Annotated in this window: 6 protein-coding genes; all 6 read left to right on the plus strand. The window is 71.7% G+C overall.

The genetic code is table 11. From position 1 onward, the window contains the following. Positions 1–315 precede the first annotated feature (315 nt). The 6 genes from ACIG47_RS20850 to ACIG47_RS20875 all read left to right on the plus strand — a co-directional run bounded on the left by ACIG47_RS20850 (position 316) and on the right by ACIG47_RS20875 (position 13,637). On the plus strand, positions 316–6,378 hold the full coding sequence (locus ACIG47_RS20850) for an Ig-like domain-containing protein (RefSeq protein WP_397433008.1): 6,063 nt from the start codon (positions 316–318) through the stop codon (positions 6,376–6,378). A 117-nt stretch (positions 6,379–6,495) separates the two neighbouring features. Beyond that, positions 6,496–7,470, plus strand: coding sequence for an AAA family ATPase (locus ACIG47_RS20855; RefSeq protein WP_397433010.1), 975 nt, complete (start codon positions 6,496–6,498; stop codon positions 7,468–7,470). Continuing rightward, entirely contained in the window at positions 7,467–8,807 is a 1,341-nt protein-coding gene (locus tag ACIG47_RS20860) for a DUF58 domain-containing protein (protein ID WP_397433011.1), read from the plus strand. The genes ACIG47_RS20855 and ACIG47_RS20860 overlap by 4 nt, the downstream gene beginning before the upstream one ends. Continuing rightward, complete coding sequence (locus tag ACIG47_RS20865) at positions 8,804–11,272, plus strand: transglutaminaseTgpA domain-containing protein (RefSeq protein WP_397433012.1); 2,469 nt, start codon at positions 8,804–8,806, stop codon at positions 11,270–11,272. Before ACIG47_RS20860 ends, ACIG47_RS20865 begins: the two co-directional genes overlap by 4 nt. After that, positions 11,269–12,834 (plus strand): RDD family protein, encoded by a 1,566-nt coding sequence (locus tag ACIG47_RS20870; protein WP_397433013.1) that lies wholly within the window; start codon positions 11,269–11,271, stop codon positions 12,832–12,834. Before ACIG47_RS20865 ends, ACIG47_RS20870 begins: the two co-directional genes overlap by 4 nt. Then, the gene (locus tag ACIG47_RS20875; protein ID WP_397433015.1) at positions 12,831–13,637 is read left to right on the plus strand and encodes a PP2C family protein-serine/threonine phosphatase; all 807 of its coding nucleotides are present in this window, start codon (positions 12,831–12,833) and stop codon (positions 13,635–13,637) included. Before ACIG47_RS20870 ends, ACIG47_RS20875 begins: the two co-directional genes overlap by 4 nt. Positions 13,638–13,747: the final 110 nt, after the last annotated feature.

Consider the following 13,747-nt stretch of genomic DNA (forward strand, 5'->3'; position numbering starts at 1 on the left):
CGCCCCCCCTCTCCCCTCCTGCCGTGGGTCCCCCGGGGGGGGGGCCCCCGGCCCCCCCCCCCCCCCCCCCCCCCCCCCCACAAACCCCCCGACCTCGCAGGAGAGCGCCGACCACGCGTCAGACCGTTTGCAGGATGGTGCAAAAGCCTCCCCGGCTAGCATGCAGACCCCTACAATCCGGACCGGCGGCATGGGTAGTCCTCCCCAGGGAAACTGCGGGACGATTCACCCCCTGCCCCGGTAGGGTGCTTCCGTCGTGCCCGTGTGTCGTCCGGGCGGGAATCTTCGCTGGAGCAATGAATCGAGGAGGGGCGCATGAGCTTTGTCTCGCGCGTGTTGGAGAACCGCCGGTCCGTGGCGTCGATCGGTGCGGTGACCCTCTTCGGTGCGGGGCTGGTCGGGTTCGCGCTCCTCTACGAGGGGGAGGCGACGGCCGACGTCGAGCTCAACGACTCCGGCGTCTGGGTCACGCAGACCGCCTCGGGCAAGCTGGGCCGGTTCAACTACGAGGCCAAGGCGCTGGACGGCTACCTCCAGGCGAGCTCGACGAGCTTCGACGTGGAGCAGGACGCGCAGCGGGTGCTGTTCGACAACGTGGGTGACTCGTCCGCGAGCCCGGTGAACCCTGCCCTGCTCTCGCTGGACGCGACGATGAAGTTCCCTGCCGGGGCGAAGGTGGCCGCGGGCGCCGCGACCACCGCCGTGTACGACCCGGAGTCGGGCAACGCCTGGGTGCTGCCCTTCGACTCGGCGGCGTTCGACGAGAAGAAGATGAAGCCCACCGTCAAGGCGGGTCCCGGCGGCGCGATCACGGTGGGCAAGGACGGCACCGTGTACCTGGCGGTCCCGTCCGACGGCACCCTCTACACGGTCCCCACGAGCACGCAGGGCGTGGCCGGCGACGTCGACGAGTCCGACCTGGACCTGTCCCCGGGCGCCGAGGTGCAGGTCTCCGCGGTGGGCGACCAGCCGGTGGTGCTGGACCAGTCGAGCGCGACGCTCGTGCTGCCCGGCGGGGACACCGTCACGGTGGACGGCGCCCAGGCCATGCTGCAGCAGCCGTCGGGCGAGTCCGACGTGGTCGTGGTGGCGACGTCGTCCGGCCTGGTGTCGCAGCCGCTGGGCGGCGGGGACGCCACGAAGCGCACGGCCTCGGGCAACCCGTCGGCGCCGGTCCAGCTCGGCGAGTGCGTCTACGGCGCCTGGTCGGGCTCGGGCCAGGTGGTGCGGGACTGCCCCGGACCGGACAACGACGTCGACCAGGTGCTGGAGGGCGTGGACGCCGCCGCGACGTTGGTCTACCGCGTGAACCGGAACCTGATCGTCCTGAACGACGTCGCCGACGGCACCCTGTGGATGGCCGCCGACGACTTCCAGAAGGTGGACGACTGGGACCTCAAGATGCCCGAGGACGCCGAGGGCGAGAAGACGGAGTCGGAGGACACGACCCCGGAGCAGGTGGACCAGTTCGTCGCGGACCGCAGCAAGCCCAACCGGGCGCCCAAGCCCAAGGACGACGAGTTCGGGGTACGTCCGGGCCGCACGACGGTGCTGAACGTGCTGGGCAACGACATGGACCCGGACGGCGACGTCATGACGGTCTCGGTCGAGGGCGAGGTCAACGGTGACGCCACCGTCGACCGGGTCCTGGACGGCGCGGCGCTGCAGGCGAACGTGCCCGCCGACGCGACCGGCACCACGTCGTTCGACTACGAGGTCGACGACGGCCGCGAGAACGGCACCGCCACGGCTTCCGTGAAGGTGAACGTGGTGCCGCTGGAGGAGAACAACGCGCCCGTCCAGTCGGGCGAGCCGGTGCTCCGCGTGGGGCAGGGCGGCCTGGGCACCATCAAGGTGCTGCCGTACTTCAAGGACCCGGACGGTGACGACCTGTTCCTGTCCAACGCCTCCACCGCCGACCCGCTGGACGAGGTCCGGTTCCGGCCCGACGGCACCATCGAGTTCCGCGACGGTGGCACGACGGTGGGCCGCAAGGTCGTCGACGTGACCGTGTCCGACTCCTTCAACATGCCCGTGGAGGGCAAGCTCCAGATCGACGTGGTCGCGAGCAACGTGGCGCCGATCGCGGTCCAGGACCACGTGACGGTCCTGGCGGGCGAGCCGGTCACGGTGGAGCCGCTGAAGAACGACTACGACCCCAACGGCGACAAGCTCCGGCTGACGAGCGTCACCGAGCAGCAGAACGCCGAGATCACGACGAACGCCACCGCGGGGACGTTCAAGTTCCTCAGCGACCAGCCCGGCTCGTACGACGTGACCTACCAGATCACCGACGGCCCCAAGCCGGTGACGGGCCTGGTCCGGGTGGACGTCGTGACGCCGCCGGAGCAGGGCGGCGTGCCGGTGGCGGTGTCCGACCAGGTGCTGCTGCCCACCGGTGGCACCGCCCTGGTGGACGTGCTGGCCAACGACACCGACCCCGCCGGCGGCGTGCTCGTGGTGCAGGGCGTCGAGGTGCCGGACAACTCCCCGGTGAAGGTTGCGGTGCTCAACCACCAGGTGCTCAAGGTCTCGGAGGTCAAGCGGCTCGACGGGCCGATGACCATCGACTACACCGTGGGCAACGGCAGCGGCACCGCGACCGGTCAGGTGCGGGTGGTGCCGATCCCGGCGCCGGCGCAGCTGCGCCCGCCGGAGGCCGGCCCGGACACCGCGACCGTGCACACGGGCGACGTGGTGACGATCCCGGTGCTGAAGAACGACACGCACCCCGACGGGCTGGAGCTCACCCTCAACGACGAGCTGCAGGAGGCCCCGCCGGCCAGTGCGGGCGAGGCGTTCGTCTCCGAGGACACCGTGCGCTTCCGCGCGGGCGACGAGGCCGGCACCGTGCACGCCGTGTACGAGGTCGTGGACTCCAACGGCCAGAAGGACTCCGCCCAGGTCACGATCAACATCGTGGACGAGGAGTCCAACACGGCCCCGCAGCTCCCGGACATCGAGGCCCGTGTGCTGGCCGAGGGCGTGGTGCGGATCCCGCTGCCGCTGGACGGTACCGACCCCGACGGCGACTACGTGACCCTGAGCTCCATCTCGGGCGCGCCGAGCAAGGGCACCGCCACCATCGTGGACGGGTTCATCGACTACAAGGCGTCGGACGAGGCGGGCCTGGACACGTTCACCTACCAGGTCACCGACACCCGTGGCGCACCCGCGGAGGGCCTGGTCCGCGTCGGCATCGCACCCAAGCCGGCTACGAACCAGCCGCCGCAGGCCGAGGACGACCAGACGACGGTCCGCCCCGGCCGCACCGTGGCGATCCAGGCGCTGGAGAACGACACGGACCCGGACGGCGACGAGATCGGCCTGTACACCAAGGGCTTCGAGGGCACCGAGGAGATCGGCGTCGACCCGAAGGCGGTCGAGGACGACGTGGTGCTGACCGCGCCGGAGGAGGAGGGGGCCTACTCCTTCTACTACGGCATCCAGGACACCTTCAAGGCCCGCGCGAGCGGGGCCATCACGGTGAACGTGGACCGCAACGCGCCCCTGCTGCGGCCCGTGGCCCAGGACGACGTGGTCACGGCCGACGACGTGCAGGGCTCGTCCAGCGTGACCGTGAACGTGCTGGCGAACGACGTGGACCCGGACGGCGTCGCGGCCGACCTGGAGGTCTCGGTGGACGAGGGCCTGGAGGGCGTGCGCGTCACCGACGAGAAGCAGCTCGAGATCCAGCTCACCGAGAGCGCGCAGGTCATCACGTACACGGTGACGGACATGGACGGGCTGGAGGCCAAGGCGTTCGTGCGGGTGCCGGGCGACCAGTCCCGTCCGCACGTGAAGCCGGGCCTGGAGCCGCTCAAGGCGACCACGGGTGAGCCGCTGACCATCGACCTGGCCGAGTACGTGGTGGTCCGTGAGGACCGGGAGCCGCGCATCACCGAGGAGAAGACGGTCAAGGCCCTGGAGGGCTCCGTCTCCGTCGAGGACTACGACACCGTCGTGTACACGTCCGCCAAGGACTACGCGGGTGCGGCCTCGGTGACGTTCGAGGTGACCGACGGTTCGGGACCGGACGACCCCGACGGCCTGACCGCGGTGCTGAAGCTCCCGATCGACGTGACCCCGGCCAAGAACATGCCGCCGAAGGTGAGCGGCACGCCGGTGCTGGAGGTCGCCGCCGGGGAAGAGGCGACCGTGGACCTGTCCCGGTACGTCAAGGACCCGGACAAGGACGACCTGACGTACGAGATCGCGGGTGTCGAGGGCATCACCGCGACCGTCGCGGGCAGCGCCGTCTCCGCCCAGGTGGAGCCGTCGGTCCCCAAGGGCACCAGCCAGTCCGTGCCCTTCACCGTGGCTGACGGGTGGAACCCGCCCGTCGAGGCCCAGCTCACCGTCCGTGTGGTGGGCTCGACCCGGCCGCTGGTGCAGACCACGCCGGACGAGGTGCCGGACGCGCACCAGGGCGAGCCCACGTCCGTGGACGTGCTCGCCAACGACACCAACCCGTTCCCGGGCGAGCCGCTGACCGTGACCGGCGCGGTGGTCGAGACCGGTGTGGGGGACGTGTCGTTCACCGACTCCGAGGTCGTGGCCACGCCGGACCCCGACTTCCACGGCGTGATGATGGTGCGCTACTCGGTGCAGGACGCGACGAAGGACCCGGACCGCCAGGTCGACGGCACGCTGAAGCTGACCGTGCTCGGCCGGCCCGAGCCCCCGCGCGCCCCCCGGGTCGAGGAGGTGCGCTCGGAGACGGTGGTGCTGAGCTGGGACCAGCCGAACAACAACGGCTCGGACATCACCGGTTACACGCTGCGCACCCAGAACGGGCAGGAGCACGCGTGTGCCACGACCACCTGCACCTTCGACGGCCTGCAGAACAACGTGAAGTACCGGTTCACGGTGGTGGCGACGAACGACGTCGGCGACTCCGAGCCGTCCCCGGCCTCCCGGGAGGCGCGCCCGGACGAGAAGCCGGACAAGCCCGCCCCGCCGAGCCTCGAGTTCGGCAACCAGGAGCTCACCGTGAGCTGGACCAACCGGAGCTACACGGACCGCTCGCCGATCGAGTGCGTCAACCTGGAGATCAGCCCGGCCCCGACGGACGGCGTGACCCAGAAGACGTGCGTCGCGGGCAGCCCGATCACGTGGACGGGTCTGGAGAACGGCACGGCGTACACCGTGTCGGTCCAGGCCAAGAACAAGGCGCCCGACCCCTCGGAGTGGAGCGACCCGTCCGCGCCGGAGACCCCGGCGGCACCCCCGGCGCAGCCCGCGGCCCCGACGGCCACGCGGGTCAACACCGCCGTGGGCGGCCAGATCACGGTCAAGTGGACCGCTCCGGCGAACAACGGTGACGCGGTCAAGCAGTACTACCTCGCGGAGTACAAGGACGGCGCCAAGACCCGCACCCTGACCGTGACGGGTACCGAGAAGGTCATCCAGGACCTGAGCACCGACTCGACCTACACCTACACGGTCCAGGCCGAGAACAAGGCGGGCAAGTCCCCGGTCAGCGCGCAGTCGAACGCGGTGGTGCCCTATGGCACGCCGGACACGCCGGGTACCCCGACGGCACGACAGGACAACAACACCAACGCGAACGCCCTGGTGGACTGGCGAGGTATCGGAGCGTTCCGTGGCACGGGCGGTTACTACCAGGTCCAGGCGAACGGGGCGGGTGCGCAGGACAGCGGGCAGGCCGGGAACTCCAGCTACACCTACCGGTACAGCCCCCTGACCAACGGCACCGCCTACACGTTCCAGGTGCGCGCGTGCAACGCCTACATCTGCTCCGACTGGTCGGCCGCGTCGAACTCGGTGACGCCGTACGGCCCGCCGCCCACGCCGTCGATCAGCGCGAGCGGTGGCGACCAGAAGGTCACGTTCACGTGGGACGCCACGGCCACTAACGGCCGGCCCACGACGGTGGCGGTGACCGGCGCGATCACGAGCACCCAGAAGAGCGGCACGCAGTCGGCGTCGGCGGGCTACAGCCAGACCCGGGAAGCGTGTGTCACGGTGACGGACTCGGAGGGGCAGAAGGCGAGCAAGTGCGCCTCGGCCACGTCGGACGCGAAGCCCAACCCGACCGCCACGGTCACGCACGGCAGCCGCATCGACAACAACCAGTGCTCGCACGCCTCGTGCGCGTACTACCTGGTGAAGGTGACGGACTTCGACGCGGGTAGCCACTCGGTCGCGTGCTGGGCGGAGGACACGCCGGAGATCAAGGGCTGGCACGACATCATCAACCACGCCAGGACCTGGGAGAGCAGCTCCAGGAAGTCCTACAACTTCCCGGCCAACGGTTCCGTCCAGCTCGACTGCTTCTTCGGGCACCCCGGTGTACCAGTCCGGGTCCTGATCGACGGCAAGGAGTACGGGGTCACCAACTGGTGGAACGGGTAATATCCGGCGCTGCCGCCGACTTGTGACCGGCCGCCGAGCAGACGGCGGCCGGTCACGCCATGATCGACACGACTTTCACCCGCGAACGAGCAGTAACGAGCAGTAGGGAATGACGAGATGACCACGATGACCCCCGAGCAGGCGGCCTGGTTCGCCCAGACCTTCGACCGCCTCGTCGGCAACGTCGGCCAGGCGGTCCTGGGCAAGGCGCCGGTGGTGCGTCTGGCCCTCACCTGCATGCTCGCCGAGGGCCACCTGCTGCTGGAGGACGCGCCGGGTACCGGCAAGACGATGCTCGCGCGCTCCATCGCGGCCTCGGTCCAGGGTTCGCACAACCGCATCCAGTTCACGCCGGACCTGCTGCCCTCCGACGTCACGGGTGTGACGATCTACGACCAGAACACGGGCAAGTTCGACTTCCACCCGGGTCCGATCTTCGCGTCCATCGTGCTGGCGGACGAGATCAACCGCGCCTCGCCGAAGACCCAGTCCGCGCTGCTCGAGGTCATGGAGGAAGGCCGGGTCACCGTCGACGGCGTCGCGCACGAGACCGGCCGCCCGTTCATGGTGCTCGCGACCCAGAACCCGATCGAGCAGGCGGGTACCTACCGCCTGCCCGAGGCGCAGCTCGACCGGTTCCTCATGAAGACGTCGGTGGGCTACCCGGACCACGCGTCCACCGTCGAGATCCTGTCCGGCGCCGCGGTCAAGGACCGCAGCAAGGTGCTGCAGCCGATCATCACGACGAAGGCCGTGACCGAGATGGCCGACCTGGCCACGACGGTGCACACCGACACGGCGGTGCTGGAGTACGTGAGCCGGCTCGGCGAGGAGACGCGCAACGCCCCCGAGGTGCGGATCGGCGTGTCGGTCCGTGGTGCGCTGGCCCTGGTGCGCTGCGCCAAGGTGTGGGCCGCGGCGCACGGCCGCAACTACGTGCTGCCCGACGACATCAAGGAGCTCGCCCAGCCCGTCTGGGGCCACCGGTTCGTGCTGGACCCCGAGGCCGAGTTCGCGGGCGCCCGCTCCGACGTCATCCTGGCCCGGATCCTGGCCGACGTCGCGGCACCGCAGGAGCGTGCCTCGGCATGACGAGCACGGGTCTCCCGGCCGGAAGCACGAGCGCCGGGTACGGGAAGAGACAGGAGAAGCCGCGCGGCCTCGGCGGAGCCGTGGCCGCCGGCCGCGCGCAGCTCCAGCGCGGCCAGCGCGGCTGGGTGACCCTGACCGCCGCCGCCCGTTCGCGGGCGGCGGCGGTCGGTCGCGTGCTCGACCCCGTGCGCCGCACGTTCAGCACGTTCGGCATCGCGGTCACGATCACGGCCGTGGCCGCGTGGGTGGCAGGTCTGCTGCTCGGCTGGCTGGAGGTCCTGGTCGCCGCGATCGTGCTCACCGTGACGCTCGTGTGCGCCATCGTGTTCGTGCTCGGCCGGTTCAAGTACGACGTCGTGCTCGACCTGGCCCAGGCCCGCGTCACGGTGGGCGACCGCGCCGTCGGACGGCTCGACGTGCGCAACGCGTCGAGCCGCGCGCTGCTCCCCTCGGTGATGGAGCTGCCGGTCGGGAGCGGCACGGCCGCGTTCCCGGTGCCGCGCCTGCCCGGGGGCGGGTCGCACGAGGAGATCTTCACGATCCCGACGCGTCGCCGCAGCGTGATCACGGTGGGCCCCGTGAAGTCCGTGCGGGCCGACCCGCTGGGCCTGCTGCGCCGCGAGATGACGTGGACGAACGAGCAGGAGGTCTTCGTGCACCCGCGCGTCAAGAACCTCACCGGCTCCTCGACAGGCTTCCTCAAGGACCTCGAGGGCCGCGTCACCAACGACATCACCAGCTCGGACGTCAACTTCCACGCCCTGCGCGACTACGTGCCCGGCGACGACCGGCGGCACATCCACTGGAAGACGACGGCCCGCACCGGTCAGCTCATGGTGCGCCAGTTCGAGGAGACCCGGCGCTCGCACCTCGCGGTGCTGCTCTCCACGCGCGCGGAGGACTACGCGAACGGCGACGAGTTCGAGCTCGCCGTGAGCGTCTGCGGCTCCCTCGGCCTGCAGGCTATCAAGGAGGACCGGGGCGTCACCGTGCTGGTCAACGAGGCCACGCTGCGCGGCGACCACCGCACCCGCCTCATGGACGACCTGTCCCGGATCGAGCTCGAGTCCCGCAAGTCCAAGCTGGTGGACCTGGCCCGCTCGGCCGCCATGGCCGCCGCCGACTTCTCGGTGATCGCGTTCGTCATCGGCAGCCGGGTCACGCCCACCGAGCTGCGTTCGGCGTCGGCCCGGGTGCCCGCCGGGGTGCAGGTCATGGCCATCCAGTGCGTGCCGGGCGCGTCCCTCGGCCGGACCGCCATCGCCGAGCTCGGCGTGCTCACCCTGGGCCGCCTGGCCGACCTGCCCCTTGCGCTGAAGAAGATGAGCGACGGATGAGCGACGAGAACACGCGCGGGAACGTCCCGCGGCAGCCTGCCGGTGCGGGCCGGGCGTCGTCCCGCACCCGCGGCACCCGTACCGGGTACGGGACGGGCACGGGCCGCGGCACCACGCGCCGCAAGGAGGCTGAGCAGCCGCGCGCGCTGACCCGGCTGGCCCTGGTCGACGTCGCCGCGCTCGTCGTGATGCTCGGCGCCGTGGCCGTGGGCTTCGGCCCCGTGTGGGGTTCGCTGGGCTACGTGCTCCCCACGGCGGGTGGCGCCGTCGTCGGCCTGCTGGTGGCCTGGGTGGGCGCGTGGCGCAGGTTCCCCGCGGTGACCGTCACGGCCCTGGCCGTGCTCGCCTACCTCCTGCTCGGCGGCGCGCTCGCGCTGCCGCACACGACGATCGCCGGCGTGGTGCCCACCCTGGACACCCTGCGGGAGCTGCTGCTGGGTTCGGTCGAGGGCTGGAAGCAGTTCGTCACCACGGTGCCGCCCATGCGGTCCTTCCCCGACCTCGCCGTGGTGCCGTTCCTGCTCATGCTGCTCGTGGCGCTGATCTCCGGGACCATCTCCTGGCGCGCCAAGCACGCGGTGTGGGCCGTCGTACCGGTGATCGCGGGCCTGGTCGGCGTGATCCTGCTGGGTACTGTCGACCCCGCGCTGCCGGTGGTGCAGGGTCTCGTGATCGCCATCGTGGCCCTCCTGTGGGGCGCGGTGCGGGTCATGGAGGCGCGCGTCGGCACGCACTCGATCAGCACCGAGTCGAGCCGCGAGGCCACGCGCCGCCTGCGCTGGTACCGCGTCCGTACCGGCGCGACCATCCTGACCGTCGCGGCCGTCGCGGCGGGGTTCACTGCACCCGTCCTGATGCCGCACGGGCAGCGCACCGTGCTGCGCGAGACGATCGTGCCGCCGTTCGACATCCACGAGTTCACGAGCCCGCTCGTGGCGTTCCGGCACTACGCCAAGGACCTGCGCGAGGACGAGCTGTTCACGGTCAGCGACCTGCCGGAGAACGGCCGGATCCGGCTCGCGACCCTGGACCAGTACGACGGCGTGGTCTACGACGCGTCGGGCGACGGCGGCGACACCGGCTTCTACACCCGCGTCGGCGAGGAGATCGCCACGCAGGCGGAGGGCACCCCCGCGACGTTCGAGATCACCGTGAGCGGGTACAGCGGGGTGTGGGTCCCGGAGATCGGCAGCCTGACCGGCGTGCGGTGGACAGGGCCGGACGCGACTGCTCAGACGGACGGCTCGTACTACAACTCGACCACGCACACGGCCATCACCACGGCGGGCGTCAAGGCGGGCGACACGTACACCCTGGACACCCTGGTGACCGAGGAGCCGGGTGAGGACGTGCTGAAGAAGGCCACCATCCGCGAGGCCGACCTGCCCGAGACCGAGCCGGGCGCGCTGCCGCCGGGCCTGCCGGCCAAGACCGTGCAGTTCACGGGCGAGGAGACCGACCCGGCGACCAAGCTGTTCCAGATCCGGGACGCCCTGCAGGACTACGGCGTGCTGTCCAGCGGCCTGGACGGCCAGACGCCGTCCCGGCCGGGCCACTCGGCCGAGCGCATCGACACGCTCGTCGAGGAGGAGAAGATGGTGGGCGACGACGAGCAGTTCGCCGTCGCGTTCGCCCTCATGGCCCGCCAGGCGGGCATCCCCGCCCGCGTCGTCATGGGCTTCTACCCCGACGAGAAGAGCGAGTACGAGGAGGGCGAGCCCTGGAAGGTGCTCGGCAGCGACGTGCACGCCTGGGTCGAGGTGCCGTTCAAGGAGTACGGCTGGGTGCCGATCGACGCTGTCCCGGACGAGAAGCCGCAGATCCAGCCCGAGCCGAAGAGCCAGACGGTGCCCAAGCCGCCGGTGCTCCAGGACCCGGAGCCGCCGGAGGAGCCCGACAAGGCCAAGGCCGGCAGCGTCGAGGACGACGACAAGGACGAGGCCGAGAACGACCTGTTCGACTGGGGCCTGCTCGGCATCATCCTGCTGGCGGTGGGCATCCCGCTGCTGCTGATCCTCGGCCCGATCGTGGCGATCCTGGCCTACAAGGCCCGGCGTCGCGCCCGTCGCCGCAGCGCCGAGCAGATGGCCGACCGGATCAGCGGTGGCTGGCACGAGGTGGTCGACGTCGTGACCGACCTGGGGACCACCGTTCCGCGCGGTGCGACGCGCCGCGAGAGCGCGGGCGTGATCGCCGGGGCGCACGAGGTGCCCTCGACGCTCACCCTCGCCCACCGTGCGGACGCGACGGTCTTCGGGCGTGGTGAACCCACCCAGGCCGACGTTGAGGCATTCTGGACAGAGGTGGACGAACTGGTCGGCGGACTACGCTCCACCGTAGGCACACGACGGAGGGTGCGAGCGGCGCTGTCGCTGCGTTCCGTCTGGGCACGGATCGGTGGACGCCGCGGGTTCCTCGCGGCACTCGGGGGACTCGGGTCCCGGCGGACGAAGGAGAGTCGATGACGGACGTGGTCTGCGCTGGATGTGGTTCGACGCAGGACGGGAGCTCGCCGTACTGCGGCGTGTGCGGGCGTCCCTTCCCCCGCCCCCAGACCGGTGACGTGGGCACGACCGTGCCGGAGTCGCTCTCGCACACGCGGGTCGGCATCGGCATGGTCCAGGCGGCGCCGGTCGCCTACGCCGGGACGGGCCGGCGGTTCCTCGCGGCGCTCGTCGACGGCGCGGTGATCTCGGTCGCGGCCTGGATCGTCATGATGATCGGGCTGATCAGCGCCGGTGGTGCCGGCTCGCTGCTCATGTCGCCCGACGCCATCTCGTCGGCGCTCCTGGTGCCCCAGCTCATCAGCGGCGTGCTGCTCCTGGGCTACTGGCTCGGTGTCTCGGCGTGGGAGGGCGCGACGGGCAAGACGATCGGCAACATCGTCTGCAAGATCCGCACGGTCGACGCCGTGGCGCACGACCCGATCGGGTTCGGCCGCGCGTTCCTGCGCTGGCTCATCGTCGGCCTCGGCGCCGTGGTCTGCCTGGTGGGTCAGATCCTGGTGCTCGTCTCCCCGGCGTTCGACGGCGGCGGCAAGCGGCAGGGCTGGCACGACAAGGTCGGCCGCGCCGTCGTGCTCATGGCGTCCGACGTCGCGGCGGCCCCGGCCGCTCCCGCGACCCCCGCGACGAGCTCGTCCACGGGGACGGGGACGGCGAAGGCGGCCGCCGGGACCGCGCAGGTGTGGACGGGCGCCGGCAACGGCGGCCAGGCTCCGGCGCAGCCCGCCCCGGCGCCGCAGCAGCAGGACCCGTGGGCGTTCCCCGACTCCTCGGCGGGTGCGGGCGCCGGCGCGGCCGGCGTGATCACCGGGATCCCCGGTCAGCCGTCCGCCGGTGGTGCCCCGTCGGCCGGGGGCGCGCTGCCCCCGCAGGAGGAGCCGGCCACGATCCGCCGGCCGCACCCCGGTTCGGGCGGTACGCCGCACCCGGGCCAGCCGGCGCAGCCGCCCGTGCAGCAGCCCGTGCGCCCGACGCCGCCGGCCGTGCAGCAGCAGCCGGACCTGACGCAGCGTGCGCCCGTGCCGGCCCGTCCGCAGCAGCCGGTGGCGCCGCAGCCGCCGGTGCAGGCACCGGTGCCGGTGCAGCCGCCGACCCCGGTGCGGCAGCCCGAGCACGAGCAGCGGGACTCGGCGCCCATCGACATGACGCGCACCCACCTGAGCCGCCCGATGACGCCGGCGCAGGTGACCGCCGTCGTGCTGGAGGTCGAGGGCGGCGAGCGCTACGTCGTCGACACGAAGGCGCTGGTGGGCCGCAACCCGCAGGCACCCGACGGCTCGGGCTGGATCCTCATCAAGGTCGAGGACCCGACGCGGTCGGTGTCCAAGACGCACGCCGAGCTCGGCGTCGACACCGCCGGCCTGTGGCTCACGGACCGGGGCTCCACCAACGGCACGGTCGTCTCGGCCCCCGGTCTGCCGCCGCGCGTGGCCGAGCCGGGCGCCCGCGTGCGCGTGCCGGTGGGTTCGACGATCCACGTGGGCGACCGGCGCGTCGTCGTGCACCCGCAGGCGGCGGCATGAGCCACGACGCGCTGACGCTCGCCTGGGGTGCGGCCTCCGACCGGGGGCTGCGCCGCCAGCTCAACGAGGACGGCTACTTCGCGGGCGGCGGAGCGTTCTTCGTCGCCGACGGCATGGGCGGGCACGCAGCGGGGGAGGTGGCCAGCGCGACGGCGCTGGACGCGCTGCGTCCCCTGTCGGACATCGAGCGCGTGGAGCCGCACCACGTGGAGGCGCTGCTGGAGACCGCGCAGGAGCGGGTTCGCGCCATCGAGACGTCGGGCCAGGGCCGGGGCGCGGGCACGACGCTGACCGGCGCCGTGGTCGCCTACCTCGACGACGCGCCCTACTGGCTCTTCGTGAACGTGGGCGACTCCCGCACCTACCTGCTGTCCAGCGGCGTGCTGGACCAGGTGAGCGTGGACCACTCCGAGGTCCAGGAGATGGTCGACGCCGGTACGCTCACCGCCGAGGAGGCGCGGAACCACCCGCGCCGCCACGTGATCACGCGGGCGCTGGGCGGCCGGGACGAGGCACGGGCCGACTTCCGGTACATCCCGATCGGCACGCACGACCGGATCCTGGTCTGCTCCGACGGGCTGACGGGCGAGCTCACCGACGCGCAGATCACCGAGATCATGCTGGGCCACCCCGATCCGCAGGTGGCGGCGGGCCGGCTGGTCGAGGCCGCGATCGCCGCGGGCGGGCGGGACAACATCACGGTGATCGTGGTCGACGCGACGGGCGTGGCGCACGAGACCGCGGGGTCCAGCACCGCACCGCGCGGCGGGTTCGCGGACGAGGACACGATCCCGCGGGACTGACACCGGGCACGATGTCAGGGCCGATGTCGGAGAGGGTCAATAGAGTCTGACCCGGAAGCCTGGCACGGGGGTGTGGCAGGGGCGGGACACACGAGCAAGGAAAGAACAGG

The organism is Promicromonospora sp. NPDC052451 (assembly GCF_044547525.1).
Lineage (GTDB): Bacteria > Actinomycetota > Actinomycetes > Actinomycetales > Cellulomonadaceae > Promicromonospora.

Excerpts from the sequence above, each read along its gene's own strand:
- ACIG47_RS20850 (WP_397433008.1), top strand. The coding sequence starts at position 316 with ATGAGCTTTGTCTCGCGCGTGTTGGAGAACCGCCGGTCCGTGGCGTCG.
- ACIG47_RS20870 (WP_397433013.1), top strand. The coding sequence starts at position 11,269 with ATGACGGACGTGGTCTGCGCTGGATGTGGTTCGACGCAGGACGGGAGC.
- ACIG47_RS20865 (WP_397433012.1), top strand. The coding sequence starts at position 8,804 with ATGAGCGACGAGAACACGCGCGGGAACGTCCCGCGGCAGCCTGCCGGT.
- ACIG47_RS20860 (WP_397433011.1), top strand. The coding sequence starts at position 7,467 with ATGACGAGCACGGGTCTCCCGGCCGGAAGCACGAGCGCCGGGTACGGG.
- ACIG47_RS20875 (WP_397433015.1), top strand. The coding sequence starts at position 12,831 with ATGAGCCACGACGCGCTGACGCTCGCCTGGGGTGCGGCCTCCGACCGG.
- ACIG47_RS20855 (WP_397433010.1), top strand. The coding sequence starts at position 6,496 with ATGACCACGATGACCCCCGAGCAGGCGGCCTGGTTCGCCCAGACCTTC.